This is a genomic window from Streptomyces sp. NPDC001100, from assembly GCF_053598575.1.
On sequence record NZ_JBSFKO010000063.1, the window covers coordinates 1 to 21,191 of the forward strand.

12 protein-coding genes are annotated in these 21,191 nt (G+C 72.0%); all 12 read left to right on the forward strand.

Annotation, left to right across the window (positions count from 1 at the left end; translation table 11 throughout):
• On the forward strand, positions 1-7,364 hold a 7,364-nt coding region (locus ACWDEW_RS46535; protein WP_450522089.1), incomplete at its 5' end, for an amino acid adenylation domain-containing protein.
• 7 nt (positions 7,365-7,371) lie between these two features.
• Positions 7,372-8,538 carry a cytochrome P450 gene (locus ACWDEW_RS46540; protein ID WP_450522091.1) on the forward strand — a complete coding sequence of 389 codons (1,167 nt, stop codon included), beginning with the start codon at positions 7,372-7,374 and terminating at the stop codon, positions 8,536-8,538.
• Positions 8,535-8,807, forward strand: coding sequence for a ferredoxin (locus tag ACWDEW_RS46545; protein WP_450522093.1), 273 nt, complete (start codon positions 8,535-8,537; stop codon positions 8,805-8,807). Before ACWDEW_RS46540 ends, ACWDEW_RS46545 begins: the two co-directional genes overlap by 4 nt.
• 230 nt (positions 8,808-9,037) lie before the next feature.
• Positions 9,038-9,448 (forward strand): hypothetical protein, encoded by a 411-nt coding sequence (locus ACWDEW_RS46550; RefSeq protein WP_352179379.1) that lies wholly within the window; start codon positions 9,038-9,040, stop codon positions 9,446-9,448.
• Positions 9,445-10,755, forward strand: coding sequence for a peptidoglycan-binding protein (locus tag ACWDEW_RS46555; protein WP_450522095.1), 1,311 nt, complete (start codon positions 9,445-9,447; stop codon positions 10,753-10,755). Before ACWDEW_RS46550 ends, ACWDEW_RS46555 begins: the two co-directional genes overlap by 4 nt.
• Positions 10,752-11,474, forward strand: coding sequence for an ABC transporter ATP-binding protein (locus ACWDEW_RS46560; protein ID WP_352179377.1), 723 nt, complete (start codon positions 10,752-10,754; stop codon positions 11,472-11,474). The genes ACWDEW_RS46555 and ACWDEW_RS46560 overlap by 4 nt, the downstream gene beginning before the upstream one ends.
• On the forward strand, positions 11,471-12,727 hold the full coding sequence (locus tag ACWDEW_RS46565) for an ABC transporter permease (RefSeq protein WP_450522097.1): 1,257 nt from the start codon (positions 11,471-11,473) through the stop codon (positions 12,725-12,727). The genes ACWDEW_RS46560 and ACWDEW_RS46565 overlap by 4 nt, the downstream gene beginning before the upstream one ends.
• A gap of 309 nt (positions 12,728-13,036) precedes the next feature.
• A complete protein-coding gene (locus ACWDEW_RS46570) occupies positions 13,037-13,261 on the forward strand; it encodes an MbtH family protein (RefSeq protein ID WP_033280615.1) in 225 nt (74 codons plus the stop codon).
• A gap of 70 nt (positions 13,262-13,331) precedes the next feature.
• Complete coding sequence (locus tag ACWDEW_RS46575) at positions 13,332-15,440, forward strand: ABC transporter ATP-binding protein (RefSeq protein ID WP_450522099.1); 2,109 nt, start codon at positions 13,332-13,334, stop codon at positions 15,438-15,440.
• 349 nt (positions 15,441-15,789) lie between these two features.
• Positions 15,790-16,821: a streptomycin biosynthesis protein gene (locus tag ACWDEW_RS46580; protein WP_450522101.1), complete on the forward strand. Its 1,032-nt coding sequence runs from the start codon at positions 15,790-15,792 to the stop codon at positions 16,819-16,821.
• Positions 16,822-17,132: 311 nt separating this feature from the next.
• The gene (locus ACWDEW_RS46585; protein ID WP_450522102.1) at positions 17,133-18,134 is read left to right on the forward strand and encodes a streptomycin biosynthesis protein; all 1,002 of its coding nucleotides are present in this window, start codon (positions 17,133-17,135) and stop codon (positions 18,132-18,134) included.
• A 276-nt stretch (positions 18,135-18,410) separates the two neighbouring features.
• Positions 18,411-21,146, forward strand: a complete 2,736-nt coding sequence (locus ACWDEW_RS46590) for an AAA family ATPase (RefSeq protein WP_450522104.1) — start codon at positions 18,411-18,413, stop codon at positions 21,144-21,146.
• Positions 21,147-21,191: the final 45 nt, after the last annotated feature.

Genomic DNA, 21,191 nt, shown 5'->3' on the forward strand with positions numbered 1-21,191 from the left:
TGCTGGGTGCGGAGCGGCTTGAGGCCGGTCTGGCGGCGAGGTGGCGTGCGGGCGCCCGGGTGTGGAACACCTACGGCCCGACGGAGGCCACCGTCATCACCACTGCCGTCCTGTTGGAGGAGGGCATCACCGGTGAGGACGCTCCGCCGGCGATCGGCCGGCCGCTGCCCAACACCCGTACCTACGTCTTGGACACGTTCCTGCGGCCTGTTCCGGTAGGCGTGGCGGGGGAGTTGTACATCGCGGGAGACGGTCTGGCCCGCGGTTACATCGGCCGCTCCGACCTGACGGCGGAACGGTTCGTGGCCTGTCCCTTCGGTGACGGCACGGGGCGGATGTATCGCACCGGTGACCTGGCTCGCTGGACTTCGGACGGGCATCTGGAGTTCGTGGGACGTGCCGACGCGCAGGTGAAGATCCGGGGGTTCCGCGTCGAACTCGGCGAGGTCGAGACGGTGTTGGCCGCCCACGCGCAGGTCGAGCGGGCCGTGGTGCTGGCGCGCGACGGACGGCTGATCGGATACGTCGTCGGGGACATGGACGCCGAAACGCTGCGGGCCTTCGCCGCCACCCGCCTGCCCGAGTACATGGTTCCGTCGGCAGTCGTCGTACTCGACACGTTCCCGCTGACCGTCAACGGCAAGATCGACCGCTCCGCCCTGCTCGCCCCCGACCTCGGAGCGGGGGGTTCCCGGGGGCCGGAGACGCGTGCGGAGGAGGCGTTGTGCGCCTTGTTCGCGGAGTTGCTCGGGGTGGAGGAGGTCGGGGCGGAGGAGAGTTTCTTCGCGCTGGGCGGCGACTCGCTGCTGGTGATGCGGTTGATCGCGCGGATGCGAGCGGAGCTGGATGTGTCGGTGGGGGTCCGCGAGGTGTTCGCGGATCCGACGGTGGCCGGGGTGGCGCGCCTGGTCGACGCGGCCGGGGCGACCGTCGGCGCGCCGCTGCGTCGCCGGGAGCGTCCGGAGCGGGTGCCGCTGTCGTTCGCGCAGCAGCGGATGTGGTTCCTCAACCGGATCGAAGGCGCCGACGGCGACGGTGAGGGGGCCGCCGCCTACAACCAGCCGTTCGCCCTGCGGCTGTTGGGCCGGCCGGACGTGGCGGCGCTGGAGGCGGCGCTCGGCGATGTGGCGGACCGGCACGAGAGCCTCCGTACGGTCTTCCCCGATGTGGAGGGAGTGCCGTACCAGGAGATCCGCGAGGGGGCCGAGGGCCGGCCCCGGCTTCGGGTGATCGAGGCCGGCGCGCGCTGGCGGGAGGCGATGGCGGAGGAGGCCGGGCGTGGATTCGATCTCGGGGCCGAACTGCCTTGGCGGACCAGCCTGTTGAGGGTCGCGGAGGAGGAGTGGGTCCTGCTGCTGGTGTCCCATCACATCGCCTCCGACGGCTGGTCGATGGGCGTCCTGGCGAGGGATCTCAGGACGGCGTACCGGTCCCGGCACGGTGGCCGCCCGCCGGAGTGGGAACCCCTCCCGGTCCAGTACGCGGACTACGCGCTGTGGCAGCGGGAGGTGCTGGGCGAGCTGGACGACCCCGACAGCGCGGGGGCCGGTCAGATCGCGCACTGGAGGCAGGTGCTGGCCGGGGCGCCGCAGGAGACGGCGCTGCCCTTCGACCGCCCGCGCCCGGCGACACCCTCCTTCCGCAGTGGTTCGGTGCCGGTCGGGGTGGACGCGGCTACGCATGCCCGGTTGGTGGAGCTGGCCGCCCAGAACGGGGCCACCATGTTCATGGTGGTGCATGCCGCGCTGGTGGTGCTGCTGGCGCGGATGGGCGCCGGGGAGGACGTCTGCGTCGGCACACCCGTGGCCGGCCGCTCGGACGCTCAACTGGAGGAGCTGGCAGGGTTCTTCGTCAACACCCTGGTCCTGCGGACGGACTTGGCGGGGGATCCTTCGTTCGCCGAGATACTGCGGCGGGTGCGCGAGTCGGACCTGTCGGCGTACGCACACCAGGACGTGCCGTTCGAGCGGCTGGTCGACGAGCTGAACCCGGCGCGCTCCGCGGCCCGCAACCCGTTGTTCCAGGTGATGTTGGCGCTGCAGAATCTGCCCGAGGCGCAATGGGACCTCGACGGCCTGACCGTCGAGGCGGTTCCGCCGGCACAGGCCCCCGCGGCCCGCTTCGATCTCTCCCTCTCGCTGAACGAGCGCCGCTCCGACGGCGGAGCCCCGGCCGGTCTCGGCGGCGGGATCCTCTACTCCGCTGACCTGTTCGACGAGCGGACCGTACGTCGTCTCGCCGAACGCCTGGCACGGGTGCTGGAGCAGGCCGCGGCCGCCCCCCAAGTCCGGCTGGGCGAGATTGAGTTGTTGGACGAGGCTGAGCGGACCGCGGTCGTCGAGGAGTGGAACGGCACGGCGCGGGATGTGGATGCGTCGATGGTGGTGGAGCGGTTCCGTGGGTGGGCGGTGCGGACGCCGGATGCGAGGGCGTTGTGGTTCCGGCAACAGGCCTTGTCGTACGGCGAGTTGGATGCGCGGTCGGACGCGTTGGCCCGTGGGCTGGTCGCTCGTGGGGTGGGGCGTGAGTCGCGGGTGGGTTTGTGTCTGCCGCGTGGGGCCGAGATGGTCGTGGCCATGCTGGCGGTGTGGAAGGCGGGTGGCGCGTACGTCCCGTTGGATCCGGAGTATCCGTCCGACCGGTTGTTGTTCATGGTGGCTGACAGCGGTGCGGAGTTGGTGCTGGTCGCGGAGGAGACCGTGGGCCGGTTGTCGGCGGATGTGGAGACGGTGCTGCTGGGCGAGTTGGGGGCTGGCTCGGGTGAGCTGCCTGAGGTCACCTCAGACCAACTGGCGTACGTCATCTACACGTCCGGGTCCACCGGGCGCCCGAAGGGTGTCGCGGTCGCGCACGTCTCCGTGGCGCACTTGGCGTCGGTCATGCGTCCCGTCCTGGGAGCGGAACCCGGAGTGACGGCGCTGCAGTTCGCGTCGTTCAGCTTCGATGCGGCTGTGCTGGACGTGGCCGTCACTCTCGCCGCTGGAGGTACGCTGGCGATCGCCTCGCCCGATGAGCGGCTCGACGGTGCGGCGTTGGCGCGCATGGTCGAGGCGGCCGAGGTCGAGGTGGCGAGCGTGGTGCCCTCTCTGCTGCGTGCCCTGGAGCCGAAGTCGGTTGCGGGGGTGGGGAATTGGGTGCTGGGTGCGGAGCGGCTTGAGGCCGGTCTCGCGGCCAGGTGGCGTGCGGGCGCCCGTCTGTGGAATACCTATGGCCCTACCGAGGCCACCGTCATCACCACCGCCGTGCTGCTGGAGGAGGGCATCACCGGCGAGGACGCGCCCCCGGCTGTCGGTCGGCCGTTGCCCAACGTCCGCACCTATGTGCTGGACGCGTATCTGCGGCCGGTGCCCGCGGGTGTCACCGGAGAGCTCTACATCGCCGGTTCAGGTCTGGCCCGGGGCTATGTCAACCGGCCCGAGCTGACCGCGGAGCGGTTCGTGGCCTGCCCGTTCGGTGCCGGTGAGCGGATGTACCGCACGGGTGACCTGGTCCGGTGGCTGCCCGACGGCGACGGCAACCTGGCCTTCGTGGGGCGTGCGGACACACAGGTGAAGATCCGCGGGTTCCGCGTGGAACTCGGCGAGGTCGAAGCCGTCCTCGCCGCCCACCCGGACGTCAGGACGGCCATCGCGACGGTCCGCGAGGACCGGCCGGGCAACCCGCGCCTCGTCGCCTACGTCCTGCCGGCCGCCCCGGAGGACGGGCGGGGTGTGGAGACCGGGAGCATGCGCGAGTACGCCGCGTCGCGCCTCCCGGACTACATGGTCCCCTCCGTCGTCGTGGTCCTCGACGCCCTGCCCCTCACCGTCAACGGCAAGATCGATCATGGCGCCCTCCCCGTCCCGGAGCTGGACGACGGCACTTTGGGCCTCCGGCCCCGGACGGATACGGAGGCGCTGCTCTGCGCGCTGTTCGCCGAGGTACTGGGCATCGACCGGGTGGCCGCCGACGGCAACTTCTTCGACCTGGGCGGCAACTCCGCGCTGGCGATGCACCTCGCGGGCCGGATCCGGTCGGAGGCCGGCGTCGAGCTGGACATGAAACAGTTCTTCAGCAAGCCGACCCCGATCGGCGCGGCGCGCATCCTGGCCCTCAAGGAGCGGCCCCCGGTGGTCGCGGTCGAGCACGAGGGCGGTGTGGCCCCGGCGACGGCCGGGCAGCGGCTCGACTGGCGGCGCGCCGCGGCCAACTCCCGGACGCGGGCCCTGCAGTCGTCCGTGGCCCTGCGCCTGCGCGGCGAACTCGACCACGACGCCCTGCGGGCAGCGCTGGCGGACGTGGCGGCACGGCACGACATCCTGCGTACGGTCTTCGCCGAGACCCCGGACGGCGGACTGGTCCAGCGCATCCTGGACGCCGACGACCCCGCCGCCGTTCCCGCCCTGCCGCTCGTCGAGGCGACCGAGGAGGAGCTTCCCGCTGTCCTCGCCGCCCGCGCCGAGCACCGCTTCGACCTCGGACGCGAAACGCCTTGGGCGTCCACCCTGTTCGCGCTCTCCGACACCGACCACGTCCTCCTCCTCGTCCTCCACCGGATCGGCGCCGACGACGCGTCCCGGGACGCTCTCGTACGCGACGTCTCCGTGGCGTACGGCGCGCGCCGCGAGGGCCGTGCCACCGAACGCGCGCCCCTGCCCCTGCAGTTCGCCGACTACGCGGTGTGGCAGAACCGCCGACTCGCAGACGCGGAAGCAGAGGCGACAACGGCCGCGGACGCCCGGGGGAGCGGGGCCGGCGACCAGATCGCGTACTGGAAGGAGATGCTGGCGGACGCCCCGACCGCCACCGTCCTCCCCACGGACCGGCCGCGGCCCGCCCGGCCGAACCACCGGGCCCGCTCGGTGCTGCTGCGCGTCCCGGCCGCGACGCACGCCCGCCTGATGGACGTGGCCCGACCCCTCGGCGCGACCTCGGCGGCCGTCGTCCACGCGGGTCTTGCGATGCTCCTCGCCCGGATGGGCGCGGGCACCGATCTGACGGTCGGTGCCGTGACGCAGCGGCCGGCGGCCGGCGGTGAACTCGAAGCCGCCATGGGCCCGTTCGCCGGGTTGCTGCCACTGCGCACCGACGTGTCGGGCGACCCGACGTTCCGGGAACTGCTCGGCCGCGTGTGGGAGACCGCAGGGGATGCCGACGTACGCGGGGACGTCCCGTTCGCGCGCATCGCCGAGATCCTGGGTGTCGCGGACGAGGCACCCGGCGGCCCGCATCCGCTCTTCCAGACCGTCCTGGACGTACGGGAGGACACCGCGGAGAAGTGGGACGTCCCGGCGTTCCCCGGGCTGAATGCCTCGACGGTCGACCTCGGCGCCCCGGCGTCCGGGTTCGATCTGTCGCTCCGGCTGACCGACCGACTCCGGGACGACGGCGGACCGGGCGGCCTCGACGGGACCCTGGACTACGCCGAGGAGCTGTTCGACCGGGCCACCGCGGCCCGCCTCGCCAAGCGGCTCGTCCACGTCCTCCAACAGGTGGCGGCAGACCCCGAACTGACCCTGAGCCGCATCGACATCCTGCTCGGCACGGCGGAGTTCAGGCGGCTGACCGAGGAGTGGAACCTCGGCGCGGCCCGGGTCCCGGACGGCACCGTGCTCCCGGCACTCGCCGAGTCCGCGGCCCGCGATCCGCGTGCCGTGGCCGTCCGGGACCGGGACGGTCACCTCACCCGGCGCTCGCTGGACCGGGCGGCGGGCCGGCTCGCCGCGCGGCTGGACCGGCTCGGGGCCGGTGCGGGGGGTGTCGTCGTGGTGGCGGCCCGGCCCGGCACCGGCTGGGCGGTCGCCGTGCTCGGGGTGCTCAGGTCCGGTGCCGCGTGCCTGATCACGGACCCGGACGACCCCGCGGGCCCGCTGGCGGCGGCCGCCGCGCTGGGCTGCGAACGCCCGGCCGCGCTCGTCCGGTCCGGCGACGCCCCCGTGCCGGGGGCGGGGACGGTGCCGGTGCTGCGGGTGGAGGACGCGATCCGGGCCGGGAACAGTCGGCTGCGCCGCATCGCCACGGTCCTGGCGCCGTCGCCGTCCCAGCCGGCGGTCGTACTCCCAGTGGAGGCACCGGACGGCACCCTGGTGGGCGAAATGCTGGATCACCGGTCCCTGCTCGGTCGGGTGGTCGACCGTCAGGCGGCGTCCCCGGCAACGGGATCGGCCGACGGCGCGGTCCGTCTGGACGCGGGCGCACCCGTCGCCGAACTGCTCGTCGGGGTGCTGGCCGTGCTGCGCGGAGGCGGCACCGTCGACATGGGGGACACCGCCGTCGTATCCGCGACGGAGCGGCCGGACCGCGAGCCCGCGCCGGCCGCCGTCCCGCTGCCCCGTACCGCACGCGCCTACGTCCTCGACGCCTGGCTCCGTCCGGTCCCGGCCGGGGTGGCCGGCGACCTGTATGTGGCGGGCCCGTCCCTGGCCCGCGTCTATGTCGGCGCGCCGGCCCGGACCGCGGGCAGTTTCGTGCCCGACCCCTTCGGACCCGGTGGCGACCTGATGCTGCGCACCGGCCGGCGTGCCGCGTGGACCTCCGACGGACTGGTGGAGCCGCGGGCCGCGGAGGACGGCGGCGATCTGTCGGCGCCACGGCGCGCCGGCCGCCGACGCGACGACCTCGACGCGCTGCTGGCGCTGCGGCCCGGGGGTTCCCGCACACCGCTGTTCTGCCTGCACCACAGCACGGGCCTGGCCTGGTGCTACTCCGGCATCCTGCAGCACCTTCCGGAGGACCTCCCGGTCTACGGCCTCCAGACGCCGGCCTTCGCCGGCCGCGGGGCGATGCCGGACAGCATGGACGCGATGGTGGCCGGTCACGTCGAACGCATCCGCGCGGTGCAGCCCGAGGGGCCGTATCAGCTGCTCGGCTGGTCCTTCGGCGCGGTGCTCGCCCAGGCCGTCGCCACCGCGCTGGAGGAGCAGGGCCAACAAGTCCCGCTGCTGGCGCTGTTGGACGGATTCCCGGGCGGACACCGGGAGGCGGAGAGCACCCACGAGGAGGACGGCGACGGGGTGGACCGGGAAGGGCGCGTGGTGCTCAGCGGTCCGGAAGTGGGGGCGCCGCTGGCCGACGCCTTCACACGCGACATGGAGAGGACGAAGCAGCACATGATCGGGTTGGAACGGCGGCACACGCCCCGGCGCTTCGGAGGTGACGCGCTGCTGTTCCTGGCCACCGAGGGCGGTCTGGCCCAGATGTCCCTCGACGAGAAGCGCACGACCTGGGCGCAGCACATCGCCGGCCGCATCGACGGGATCGAGGTCCCGGCCGACCACATCGGGCTGCTGTGGGCCGAGAGCGCCGGGGTCATCGGGCGCGGGGTCGCGGAACGGCTCGTGGAGCAGCAGTTCGCGTCGGACACGTCGGACACGTCAGAAAGGTAGAACCCGCATGACCCAGTCGTTCGAGCTACAGGTCGACAAGCGCCGGAGTCTGCTGGACCCGGTGCCGGAACTCCTGGAGATCAGTGCGCGGGCGCCGCTCTCCAAGGCGCCCGGGGGAATGCCCGGCTGGATCGCGACCGGCCGTGAGGTGGTGCGGCAGATCCTCGGTGATTCCGAGCGGTTCTCCAACGTGCCGCCCCCGGAGCCCGGCGGCCGCAAACTCGATCAGCACGAGGGCAGCCTGCTGCACATCGACCCGCCGGAGCACAGCCGGTTGCGGCGGCTGGTGGCGCCCATGTTCACGGTGCGGCAGATGCGCCGGCTGGAGCCGATGATGGAGCGGATCGTCGCGGATCACCTGGACGTGCTGGAGCGGGCGGGCCAACCGGCCGACCTGATGCGGCACTTCGCCCGGCCTGTGTCCGGCCTGGTCCTCGCCGAGATACTCGGCCTGCCCCGGGACGACCTGCCCGAGCTGTCCCGGCTGAGCGACTACCGGGCCGCCGGGCACAGCGCCCGCCGCAAGCCGGCGGCGACGGCGTACTTCAGGCACTTCGAGCAACTGGTCGCGGAGCAGCGCCGTCATCCGGGCGAGGGTCTGGTCGGGACGCTGATCCGGGAGCATGGGGACGGGGTGACGGACGAGGAGCTGGCCGGACTCTGCGAGGGCATCGCCAACGGCTCGATCGAGAACACCGCGGAGGCCATCGCCCTGGGCACCCTGGCCCTGCTGCTCCATCCCGAGCAGCTGGCCCTGTTGCGGGAACGGCCCGAGCTGATGGACCGGGCCGTGGAGGAACTGCTGCGCTACGTCTCGGTGGTCGCGGTCGTCTCGCCCCGCACGGCGCTGGTGGACGTGGCGATCGCCGGCGAGGTGATCAAGGCCGGCGAGGTGGTGTCGTGCTCGGTGCTCGCCGCGAACCGCTGCCCGCACGGCGACGGTGTCGCGGACGGGCTGGACATCGCGCGGGAGGAGTCCGCCAACCACCTGGCCCTGGGCCACGGCAACCACTTCTGCCTGGGCGCCGGGCTGGCACGCGTGCAGATGCGGATCGCCTTCGCCGGGCTGCTGGAGCGATTCCCCGGCCTGCGCCTCGGCGCCGGCGTGGAGGAGCTGCGCTTCCGGCTGCTGGCTCCGCAGTTCGGCATCGAGACGCTTCCGGTCGCCTGGTGACGCCGGTGAGCGGCGCGGACGGGGGCGCGGCGCGCGTCGGGATCCGGGTGGACCGCGACAGCTGCGCGGGCTCGGGGGTGTGTGCCCTGTTCGAGCCCAGGTACTTCGACCAGTCCGAGGAGGACGGCCTGGCGCTGCCGCGCGTCCGCGAGGCGGCACCGGAGGCGCTGCCGGCGCTGCGCGCGGCAGCGGCCCGCTGCCCCGCCGGCGCCATCACGCTGGTGGCGCCCGACGCGCGGGGAAGTGCCGCCGGGGACCGGGCTGACTGAACGGTCGCGTGGGGCGCCCGTTGCAACCTCGGTGTGACCGGGTGCCCCGTAGAACTGGTGGTATGCCGAACACATTTCAGAAGCGTATGGCCGGGCCGGTCCTGGCGGTCCTTTCCGTGCTGACGGCCGGAACAATGCTCGTCGGCTGTTCGTCGGACTCGAAATCGACTGACGCGTCCGACGACAGCCAGGGCTCGTCGAATTCGTCGAGCGACTCCTCCAATTCGGCCGTGGCCTATTCGCAGTGCATGCGCGACAACGGCGTCTCGAATTACCCCGACCCGAAGGAGGACAGCCAGGGCCGGGTGCAGTTGACGGTCCCCGCGGACATCGACCAGAACTCGCCGACCTTCAAGTCGGCGCAGTCGGCCTGCCAGTCCAAGCTGGTGCAGGGCGACACCGGCGCCGCCGCCAACAGCCGGTCCTTCGACGCGACGAAGGTCGCGGCGTGGGCGAAGTGCATCCGCAAGAACGGTATGCCCAACTTCCAGGACCCCAAGGTCGACGGCAGCACGATCATCATCGACGCCGACGCGGCCGGTATCTCCGGGCAGGACGACCCCAACTTCGCCAAGGCCACGGCTGCTTGCTACAGCATCCGGCCCGGCGGCAGCCTGATGGTCACAGGAGGGGGGCAGTGACCGGTCGCGAGGAGGGGACCGTGGAGACGGCCGCCCCCGAGAGTGGGGAGGACGTCCCGGGCGGGGAACTGGAGCCGAGGGCCGCGGCCCTCGCCTCCTTCGACGGGAACGGCGGTGCCGTGGAGCAGCCGCCGCCCGAGGGCGGTCGCCCGCGGCGCCGCGGGATGCGCATCGCACTGATCGTCGCGTGCGCCGTGGTGGTCGCCGTGGCCGCGGCCGGCGCCGCCTCGGGCGTGTTCGGCGGCGGGGACGACAAGACCGAGGCGACGGCGCCCTCCGGACCACCCGCCACGGCGCAGGTGAAGCGGACGACGCTGACCAGCTCCCAGACCGTGGACGGGCAGCTCGGGTACGGCGACACCGCGGCGGTCCAGGCCCCCGGGTCGTCCGGCTCGGCGCAGTCCGGCGGGTCGGCGCAGGGCGGTGGCGGGGCCGGCTCCGGGATCGTCACCTGGATGCCCTCGGACGGCGACACCATCACCCGCGGAGAGCCGGTCTACAAGGTCAACCAGCAGTCGGTGCCGCTGTTGTACGGCTCGGTGCCGCTGTACCGGACGCTGAAGCCGGGCAGCAGCGGCAGCGACGTCAAGATGCTGGAGAAGAACCTCCGGGCGCTCGGCTACCGGGGCTTCACGGTGGACGACACCTACGACTACGGCACGGCCGCCGCCGTGGAGAAGTGGCAGGACAAGCTCGGCCGTTCGCAGACCGGGGAGGTGCGGGTCGGCGACGCGCTGGTGGCCTCCGGCGCCCGGCGGGTCGCCAAGGCGGAGCTCGCCATCGGCGACACCCTCGCGGGGGACGTGCTCACTTGGACAGGCACCGATCGAGTGATCTCCGTCGACCTGCCCGTGCAGTACGCGGACCTGGCGAAGAAGGGCGGGTCCACGACGGTCACGCTGCCGGACAACACCACGGCGACCGCCCTGGTGACGGACATCGGCACACCGACGTCGTCCAAGGACTCCTCGGGCTCCTCGCCCGCCGGAGGTTCGGGGGGTTCCTCGGGCTCAGGCTCCTCGAACGCCACCGTCCCGGTGGAGCTGAAGGTCAAGGACGCCGCGAAGATCGGCGCCTACCAGGCCGCCTCCGTCAGCGTCGAGTTCGCGTCCGAGACACGCGCGAACGTGCTGGCCGTGCCGATCAGCGCCCTGTTCGCGCTGCCCGGCGGCGGCTACGCGGTCGAGGTGGTGACCGGGGCGAAGACGGAGTACCGCGATGTGAAGCTCGGGACGTTCGGCAACGGCATGGTGGAGATCTCCGGCACCGGCATCACCGCGGGCACGGTCGTGGGGGTCCCGAAGTGACCGTCGCAGCCCACCCGGTGATCGAGCTGGCCGGGGTCAGCAAGTCGTACGGCGACGTGGCCGCCCTCGTCGAGACGGACCTGGTGGTCCACCGCGGCGAGATGCTCGCGGTCGTCGGCCCGTCGGGTTCGGGCAAGTCCACCATGCTCAACATCATGGGCACGCTGGACCGCCCCTCGTCGGGGACGGTGGCGATCGCCGGCCACGCCGTGGACTCCCTCAACGACCGCGAGCTGTCGGCGCTGCGGGCCGGCACCATCGGCTTCGTCTTCCAGCAGTTCCACCTCGCCGCCGGAGTCCCCGCCCTCGACAGCGTGGCGGACGGCCTGCTGTACGGCGGACGGCCGCGCCGCGAGCGGCGTCGGCTCGCCGAGGCGGCGCTCCGCAGGGTGGGCCTGGGGCACCGGCTCCTGCACGAGCCGCAGCAGCTGTCCGGCGGTGAGAAGCAGCGGGTGGCGATCGCCCGCGCGGTGGTCGGCGATCCGCCGCTGCTGCTGGCCGACGAGCCGACCGGCGCACTGGACTCCCGCTCGGGGACGGTGGTGATGGAGCTGCTCCACGAGCTGCACGAGGCCGGGACGACGGTGGTCGTCATCACCCACGACCGGGACATCTCGGCGTCCCTGCCGCGTGAGGTCAGGGTCCGGGACGGCCGTATCGAGCACGATTCGGGGGCACCGGGGCCCCGGGCCCTGGCGTACACGGGGGTGGAGCGATGAGCACGACGCAGTCGCCGCCGGCCGGCCGGGAGCGGCCCTGGGCCGAGCTGCCCCCGCCGCCGCGGCCCCGGGCGGCCCGGCTGAGCCTGTCCGACGTGGCCCGGGTGGGCGGCTGGGGCCTGCGCTCGCGGCCCATGCGGGTCTTCCTCTCCGCCCTGGGCATCGCGATCGGCATCGCCGCGATGATCGGCGTGGTGGGCATCTCCACCTCGTCGACGAACGACCTGAACAAGCAGCTGGCCGCGCTCGGCACCAATCTGCTCACCGTCTCCCCGGGCACCACCATGACCGGCGCGAACGCCCATCTGTCCGAGGACGCCGTCGCCATGGTCGGGAGCCGTCCTGAGGTGATCTCGGCCTCCGCCACGGGGACCACGGACGCGAAGCTCTACCGCAACGACCGCATCCCGTCGGTGGAGTCCGGCGGCCTCTCGGTCAGCGCGGCGCGGACCGACCTGCTCCGGTCCATCGGCGGGCAGATCGTGGACGGCCGCTGGCTCAACGGCGCCAGCGGCCGCTATCCGGCCGTGGTGCTGGGCTCGGAGACGGCACGCAGTCTCGGGATCCACCGGGCCGGCCCCGAGGTGCAGGTGTGGCTCGGCAACCACTGGTTCACCGTGGTGGGTCTGCTGGCGCACAACGAGCTGCTGCCGGTCCTTGACACACAGGCCTTCGTGGGCTGGCCGGTGGCGGAGAAGGAGCTGTCCTTCGACGGCTATCCGACGACGATCTACACCCGGGCGAAGGACGCGGACGTCGAGAAGGTGCACGGCGTCCTGGGCGCCACGGTGTCCCCGGAGGACCCCAACGAGGTCAACGTCTCCCGTCCCTCGGACGCGCTGGCCGCCAAGAACGCCACGGACAAGACGCTGAGCGGGCTGCTGCTCGGCCTGGGCGGGGTCGCGCTGCTGGTCGGTGGCGTCGGGGTGGCCAACACCATGGTCATCTCGGTGCTGGAGCGGCGCTCGGAGATCGGGCTGCGCCGTTCGCTGGGCGCCACCCGGGGCCAGATCAGGATCCAGTTCCTCGCCGAGGCGCTGCTGCTGTCCGGGCTCGGCGGCCTGGGTGGCGTGCTGCTGGGCATCGGCGTGACCGACGGCTATGCCGCCTATCAGGGGTGGGCCGCCCTGGTGCCGCTGTGGGCGATGGCCGGCGGTCTGGCCGCGACCCTCGCCATCGGCGGACTGGCCGGCTTCTACCCCGCGGTCCGCGCGGCCCGGCTGCCCCCGACGGAGGCCCTCGCGACCAACTAGCCGGCGGCGGCCGTGCCTTGACAGTTGACAATCCAGACCGCGGCGCCCCCGCCGTCCACCCCCGTGCGGAGGGGGCGTCGCACCCCGGTCCGGTGTCCAAGTGCTCGGGTCGGTCGGTTGGACGCCCCTGTCGCGTCGGCGTCCGGCACGTGACACTGGTGACCCGACTGCACTCGTCCCAACTCAAGCAATACCTATATCCACGGATTGCCCCTCGGATTGTTCCTCGAATTGGTGAGCCTTGTTCGTCCCATAAGCGGCGGCTAAGGTTTTCTCATCCACCGAGGAATACGAATCGTGGGAGCGATTATGGCGAACCCGTTCGACGATGAAAACGGGACCTTTCTGGTGCTCGTGAACAGGGAGAATCAACACTCGTTGTGGCCTGCATTCGCAGAGATTCCGAATGGCTGGCGACTCGCTTTCGGGGAGGCCACTCGCAAGGAATGCCTCGCCTATGTGGAGGAGAACTGGACGGATCTCCGTCCGCAGAGCCTCATCGACGCGATGAGGAAGACCGAGGCGGCCCACTGATGGCCGGCCAGACCGCGGCGACGCGACCCGGGGAGTACCTGTGGCCATGATGGGCGGGCCCGGACCGGTCATGGTCCGATCCGACGGGCCGGATTCCTCGAACGACAGACAGCGGGCGAAGCCCGGAACGACGAAAAGGATCATCCCGTACACCCGCGGGCACCGCCGCTCCATCGGCTTCCTCGTGGTCTGCACCACGCTGAACGCCCTCTGCGCGGTGGCCCCGCCCCTGCTGCTCAAGTACCTGATCGACGACGGCATCATGGCCGGGGACTCCGGGACCGTGGTCTGGCTCGCGGTCGCGGTCGCCGCGGTCTCCGTCCTGGCCGCGCTGGTGGGGTTCGGGGAGACCTGGTTCTCCGCCCAGGTCAGCGAGGGCCTGGTCTACGACCTGCGCGTGAAGGTCTTCGACCATGTGCAGAGGCAGTCGCTCGCCTTCTTCACCAGGGCGCAGACCGGCGCCCTGGTGAGCCGGTTGAACACCGACGTGATCGGCGCCCAGCAGGCGGTCACCCAGATGCTCTCCACCGTGGTGTCCTCCGGACTGACCGTCGTGTTCGTGCTGGCCACGATGTTCTACCTGTCCTGGAAGATCACCCTGATCTCCCTGGTGCTGGTCCCGTTCTTCATCCTTCCCGGCCGCCTCATCGGCCGCCGCCTGCAGGGCCTGGCCCGCCGGCACATGCAGGTCAACGCCGAGATGGGCTCGCTCATGCACGAGCGGTTCAACGTCGCCGGCGCGCTCCTCGCCAAGCTCTACAGCCGCCCGGACCGGGAGACCGCCCGCTATGCGCGGCTCGCCGCCCGCGGCCGTGACATCGGCGTCCGCAACTCGGTCTCCATGAAGATGCTCTTCCTGTCGACCATGTTCATCGGCTCGGTCGCCACCGCCGTGGTCTACGGCGTCGGCGGAGTGCTCTCCGTGCACGGCGCCTTCCGGATCGGCACCCTGGTGGCCCTCACCACGCTGCTCACCCGGCTGATGGCCCCGGTGGGCCAGCTGTCGAACGCCCAGGCCGACGCGATGACGGCGCTCGTCAGCTTCGACCGACTCTTCGAGATCCTCGATCTCAGGCCGCTGGTCACCGAGAAGCCCGACGCGGTGGCGCTGCCGCCCGCCGCGACCCGCGACACGGCCCCAGGCGTCGAGTTCCGCGGGGTGTCGTTCCGTCACCCGAGGCCCGCCGACGTCTCGTTGGCCTCTCTGGAGGACTTCGCCACGCCGGCGGCCGAGCGCGACGGCGACAGCTGGGCGCTGCGCGACCTCAGCTTCACCGTCCCGGCAGGCAAGCTCACCGCGCTGGTCGGCCCGTCCGGGGCCGGCAAGACCACCATCACCCACCTGGTGCCGCGGCTGTACGACCCGGAGGAGGGGACCGTCCTCATCGACGGCCGCGACGTGCGCGACCTGACGCTGGAGTCGCTCGGCGACACGGTCGGGATGGTCACCCAGGACGGGCACCTGCTGCACACCACCATCCGGGAGAACCTGCTCTACGCCCGCCCGGACGCCACCGAGGAGGAACTGGTCGCGGCCTGCCGGGCCGCACAGATCTGGCGGCTCGTCGCCTCGCTGCCCGATGGCCTGGACACCATGGTCGGCGACCGCGGCTACCGGCTCTCCGGGGGCGAGAAGCAGCGCGTCGCCATGGCCCGCCTGCTGCTCAAGGCCCCGCCGGTGGTCGTGCTCGACGAGGCGACCGCGCATCTCGACTCCGAGTCCGAGGCCGCTCTGCAACGGGCCCTCAAGACGGCGCTCGCCGGCCGGACCTCGCTGGTCATCGCGCATCGCCTGTCCACCGTCCGGGACGCCGACCAGATCATCGTCCTCGACCGGGGGCGGATCGTGGAGCGCGGCACGCATGACGAACTGCTCCTGCTCGGCGGGCTCTACGCCGAGCTCTACCGCACGCAGTTCGCCCGGCCGGCCCTCGACGGCGAGGACGAGAGCGAGGTCGAGAGCCTGCCGGAGCAACGGGTCCCGGAACCGGTGGGCCCCGGCGGCGGGCCGGTCGTCTTCGGTCCTGGCGGTCCTGGGGGTCCCGGCGGTCCGCGGGTGGTCGGCGGTCCCGGGATGGTCGGCGGTCCGGGGATGGGCGGGCCCGGCGGCGGGCCGGTCGTCTTCGGTCCCGGTGGCCCCGAGGGCCCGGGAGGTCCGGGAGGTCCCCGAACCCGCTGATCCCCTCTCCGAGCGGTGCCCGCGACGCCCCCTGGCGGTCGTGGGCACCGCTTTTGTCGTCCCGTCAACCCCCCTACGCCGAGCGGCCGTTCGCCCGGCGGCAGGGGTTTCGAACGCATTGAGGGACTGTTACGTTCGGTCTTGTCCGATGCGGGCGGTATTTATGGCGCTAGGCGCCTAAATGAGGAAGATGTCGGTGTGGCCCGCACCGCACGGCAGCGATCCCGCGGCGGACGGTACGGAAGGGAATTCCTCTTCGAGAACGAGAACGGCCGCTCGTCGTGATGGCGGCGAGGACCGGTGAGGAGCAGGGGTGGAGTCCGGGGGAGTCATCGATCAACAATCCATAGTGGAAGTGGAAATCGACGCTTTACGGCCGACCGGATCACCGCGGCTGGCCGGCGAAAGACAAGAACACATCGAACTGCTCGCGGCGGTGCCGAACCCGCTGCCGCCGATCATCGTCCACCGTCCCACGATGCGGGTCATCGACGGCTTCCACCGGCTGCGCGCGGCCCGGCTGCGGGGGGACACCACCATCGCCGCCCGCTTCTTCGACGGCGACGAGTCGGACGCCTTCGTCCTCGCGGTCCAACTGAACGTCACCCACGGGCTGCCGCTCGCCCTGCCCGACCGGCAGAGCGCCGCGGAACGGATCATCGCCTCCCACCCCCACTGGTCCGATCGCAGAGTGGCCTCGGTCGCCGGCATCGCCCCCGGAACCGTCGGCGAGATCCGCCGCCGTCTGGGCTCCGGCGCCGCCGACCCGGAGGCGCGTCGGCTCGGCCAGGACGGCCGGATGCGCCCGCTCGACGGCACCGCCGGCCGCCTCCGTGCCGGTGAACTGCTCGCCGAGGAACCGGGTCTGTCGCTGCGTCAGGTCGCCCGCGCGGCCGGCATCTCCCCGGAGACCGTGCGCGACGTGCGCAACCGCCTGCGGAACGGGGAGGACCTGCTGCCCCGCTCGCGCCGCCGCGACAGCGACACCGAACCGCGCCACGCATCCGCGCCCGAGGCCGGAACCGGTGCGGACATCCGGCCCGGGCCCGGGCCCGCGCCCGTCCCGGCGCCGCGCAGCGAACCCGCTGCCGGACGGTCGGCCCATCGCGTCGCGCGGGCCCGCGCGGACGCTGCGCCCGACCGGGTCGTCCTGGTCAAGCGGCTGACGGCCGATCCGGCGCTGCGTTTCTCCGAGACCGGCCGCAGTCTGCTGCGGCTCCTCGCGATCCACGCGGTCCGCGAGGAGGAGTGGGAGGCGATCATCGGAAACGTCCCGCCGCACTGCAGTGGTGTCGTCGCCGACCTCGCCGTCCAACTGGCCGACATGTGGGCGGACTTCGCGACCCGGGTGAGGAGTGACGTCACGGCCTCGGTCGGCTGATCGCCGTACGGTGCGGAACCCCGGATTCAGGCGCCCCCTAGGGCGTAGGGGGGCCGCACCCACCGATGTCCACAGGGGTTTCGGCCTGGATGCCAGGCTGTTAATTTCGGTCACATCCGAAGCATGCGAATGCCGCGCGCGGATGCCCTGTCCAGGGGTGACAGGGCGGGCCGAGGGTGTCGAAATCGCCACCTCCCGCTTTCCTCGCCGCGGCAGACGGTGGATTTTCTGCAGAAAGCGTGCTTGCACGAGAAATTCTTCTTCGTGGACGGCGACGCTCTCGCAGCGGCGGGGGTATGTGAGGAGCTGGGGTGGAGTCCGAGGGGGCCATAGGGGAACAGCCCGTCGTGGAGGTCGAGATCGGCTCGTTGAGCCTGTCCGGATCACCGCGGCTGGCCGGAGAGAGTCTGGAGCACATACAAGTACTTGCGGCGGCGCGGAACCCGCTGCCGCCGATCACGGTGCACCGGCCGACGATGCGGGTCATCGACGGTCACCACCGGTTGAGAGCCGCCCGGCTGCGCGGCGAGAGCAGGATCGCGGCCCGGTTCTTCGACGGGGACGAAACGGCGGCCTTCGTCCTGTCGGTGAGGCTCAATGTCACTCACGGCCTGCCGCTGGCGCTCGCCGACCGCAAGCGTGCCGCCGAGCGCATCATCGTCTCGCATCCCCAGTGGTCGGACCGCAGGGTGGCCTCGGTCACCGGGATCGCCCCCGGGACCGTCGGCGACATCCGCAAGCGGGTCGTGCGGGGGCCGGGGGCGGAGGGGTGCCGACTCGGCAGGGACGGCAGGATGCGACCGGTCGACGGCAGTACCGGCCGCATCCGCGCCGGTGAGCTGCTCGCCGAGAACCCGGACCTCTCGCTGCGGCAGGTCGCCCGGGCGGCGGGCATCTCCCCGGAGACCGCCAGGGACGTGCGCAACCGGCTGGGCAACGGCGAGGACCCGCTGCCCCGGCGGCGCCGGCGGGAGGCCGCACCGGACGAGGAGCGGGCCGTAGAAGGGGAGTTCGGGGCGCTGAGGCTCGCCCGGCCGGGGCAGCGGACCCGCCCGGACGTCGCGCCGGCTTCGGACCACGCCGTGCTGATCAAGCGGCTCATGGCCGACCCGGCACTGCGCTTCAGTGAGACCGGCCGCAATCTGCTGCGTCTGCTCGCTCTGCACACGCTGCGCAAGGAGGAGTGGGAGGCGATCATCTGCAACGTCCCGCCGCACTGCAGCGACATCGTGGCCGACCTCGCCCGCCAGTTCGCCGACCTGTGGTCGGAGTTCGCCGAGCGGGTCGGGGAGGACGTCGCGCAGATCGGCTGAGCCCGTGGCCCGGACACAGGGGACCGTCGCGCAAGCTGCCGCTTGCGCGACGGTCCCGCGTCGTGTGCGGGGTCGGGAAAGCGGCGTGAATCATTCCACTCTTTACCGGGAGGGGTTGTGTATTTCTTTTTTAATTTTCCATTAATTCCCCGCCGTTCAATGTCTGAAAAACACCCCCCATTCCCTGGCCGAGTGACCGAAACCCTGCCCGTGTCGGCGTGAATGAGACGCTATCCTGAGTTGCGCTGACTGATCGGCGAAGGTACGGGGGTGCCTGTGAAGCTCAGTGAAAGAGACGAAGAAGTCGGTCTACTACGTCGTCTCTACAGAGGGTGTGTGGCCGGAAAAGGTTCCCTGGCCATTACCAACGGTCCTGTGGGGTGTGGCAAGACCGCCTTGATCCAGACATTCGTCGAGCAGGTGACGGAGCAGGGGGGCGCCGTCCTGTCGGCGACCGGTTCCGCGAGCGAGAGCCTCGACAGGCTCGGGCTGATCGACCAGTTGGTGACCGCGATGGGTACGGCGGCCCCGGCCGACGGGTCACCGGACGTCGCGGAGGTCGCGACGGCGGCGGAGGCGAGCGGACGGGTGCCACGCGCACTGATGCAGCGCGTCTGCCGGGCGGTCGCCGAACTCGCCGAGAAACAGCCGCTCGTCCTCCACGTCGACGACGTGCACTTCGCCGACGAGGCATCGCTCCAGTGCCTGAGGTATCTCGTACGGCGCATCGACTCGCTGCCCGTCCTGGTCGTCCTGACCGAGAGTTCCAGCCACGAACAGGCACTCGCCACGCTCCACGCGGAGACGCTCCACCTGCCCTACTGCCATCGGATCCGGCTCGGCCCGCTCTCGGCCGAGGGGGTCGCCGGATATCTGACGGATCATCCGGCGACGCGTTCGGTGGCGCCGGAGACCGTCGAACTGTGGGCGCGGACGAGCGGGGGAAATCCCCTGCTGCTGGACGCCCTGATCGAGGACTTCGCCGGGCAGGGGACGGTCGAGGCCGCGGGGCGGGGTGCCCCGGTGCCGTGCGAGTCGTTCCGTAACGCCTTTCTCCGCTGCCTGCACCGCTGCGAGCCGACCCTGCTCGCCGTCGCGCGCGCCGCCGCCGTCCTCGGCACGTCCGTGACACCCGCCCTGATCGGCGACCTCCTCGGGGAGGACGCGACCTCCGTACGCCGCAGCGTCACCGACCTGCGCGCGGCCGGGCTGTTCTCGGGCTCGTGGTTCGGCCACGAGCGCGCCCGGCTGACCGTGCTGGCGGACATTCCCGGCAAGGACCTCCCCGCCCTGCGGGCCCGGGCCGCCGAACTGCTCCGCGAGAGCGGTGCGCCCGCCGCGGTGGTGGCCGAACAACTGCTGGCCGGCCACGACTCGGCCCAGGCCGCCTGGCAGCCCGACATCCTCCGGGAGGCCGCGCGCGAGGCCCGGGCGGCGGGAGACATCGGTGCCGGTGTCGACTATCTGCGGCACGCCTCCGGCCTGTGCACGGACGCCAACCAGGAAGCGGAGGTGATCGCCGCCCTCGCGGAGGCGCAGTGGCTCATCGACCCCACGAAGGCGTCCCGGTACCTCCCGCAGCTCAGCCGTATGGTGCGCGCCGGTCTGCTCACCGGGTCCGACGCCCTGATCGTGGTGAAACAGAAGGTGTGGCGCGGCGAGTTCGCGCAGGCCGACGACTTGTTGCGGATCATCGAGGCACGGGAGGGCGTCGGCGCGGAGAACGCCTGGGACGGAGCGGGCTACTCCCGGGCCGTCCTCCGCTCGGACCACACCCTGGTCCGGGTGTGGCTTTCCTTCTGCTGCCCCGGTCTGCGGCGCGACGCCACGATGTCGCCGGGCACCTTCCTCAGGCTCTCGGCCGACCTCGTCGAACTCGGGAAGGACCCGGCCCCCGACGAACTGCTGCGCGGCACCGGCAGGGCCGGCCCGTTCGCGGACACGCTGGTGGTGCTGATCTTCCTGATCGCGGCCCAGCGGCTGGACGAGGCGCTGCTCTGGTCGGAGCGGCTGCTGGACGAGCCCCGCAACCGGCGTGCCCCCATGCGGCGGGCGTTCCTGGAGACGATCCGAGCGGCCGCGGCGCTGAGCCGGGGTGACGCCGCCGACGCGGGCGAGGCCGCCGGGACCGCGCTCGGCCTGGTCGGTCAGGAGGCCTGGGGCATCGCGATCGGCCTGCCGCTGGCCCTGGCGATCCGCGCCGCGACCGAGAGCGGCGACGTCGACACCGCGCGCACCTATCTCGACCTGCCTGTTCCCATGGTCATGTTCGGCACCCCCTTCGCGCTGCCCTACCTCCAGGCCCTGGGCCGCTTCCACCTCGCCCTGGGTCGGCCGCGCGCCGCCCTGCGGGACTTCGAGTCCTGCGGCGAGCTGATGACGAAGTGGCGGTTCGACGCACCGGAACTCGTGGACTGGCGCAATGACGCGGTTGCCGCCCTCATCGCCATGGGCGATCACCGGCGGGCCCGGGAGCGGGCCGAGGAACACCTCGCCCGGCTCGGCGAGCGGCCCACCCGCGCCCGCGGCATCGCGCTGCGCCATCTCGCGGCGGTGGGCCCGTATCGGAACCGGCTGCGGCTGCTCCAGGAAGCGGTACAGATCCTCGAAACCTGCGGCGACGGGCTGGAGTTGAGGCGCGCCCGGGCCGACGAGGAAGCCGCGCGCCGGGCGGAGGGGGAGACCACCGCGCTCGGGCGCGAGCACCCGTTGGGAGCACTGTGGGACGCTCCGTCCGCGCCGGCCCGGGGCGTGGTCCCGACGGGCGCCGCCGATACGGACGCGGTGCCTGCTGCGCTGGCCGAGCTCACCGAGGCGGAACGCCGGGTCGGCGCTCTCGCCGCGTCCGGCTGTACCAACCGCGAGATCGCCGACAGGCTCGCCATAACGGTCAGTACGGTGGAACAGCATCTCACCAAAATATATCGGAAATTGAAAGTGCGCGGCAGGGCCGATCTTCCGACGTCACTCGTGCTTTTTTCGGAGATCGCCTGCTCTCCGCATGGACGGTGAAAAGAAAATCCTTCGCATCCGTTGGTCGGCCCCCCGTCCAAGTCA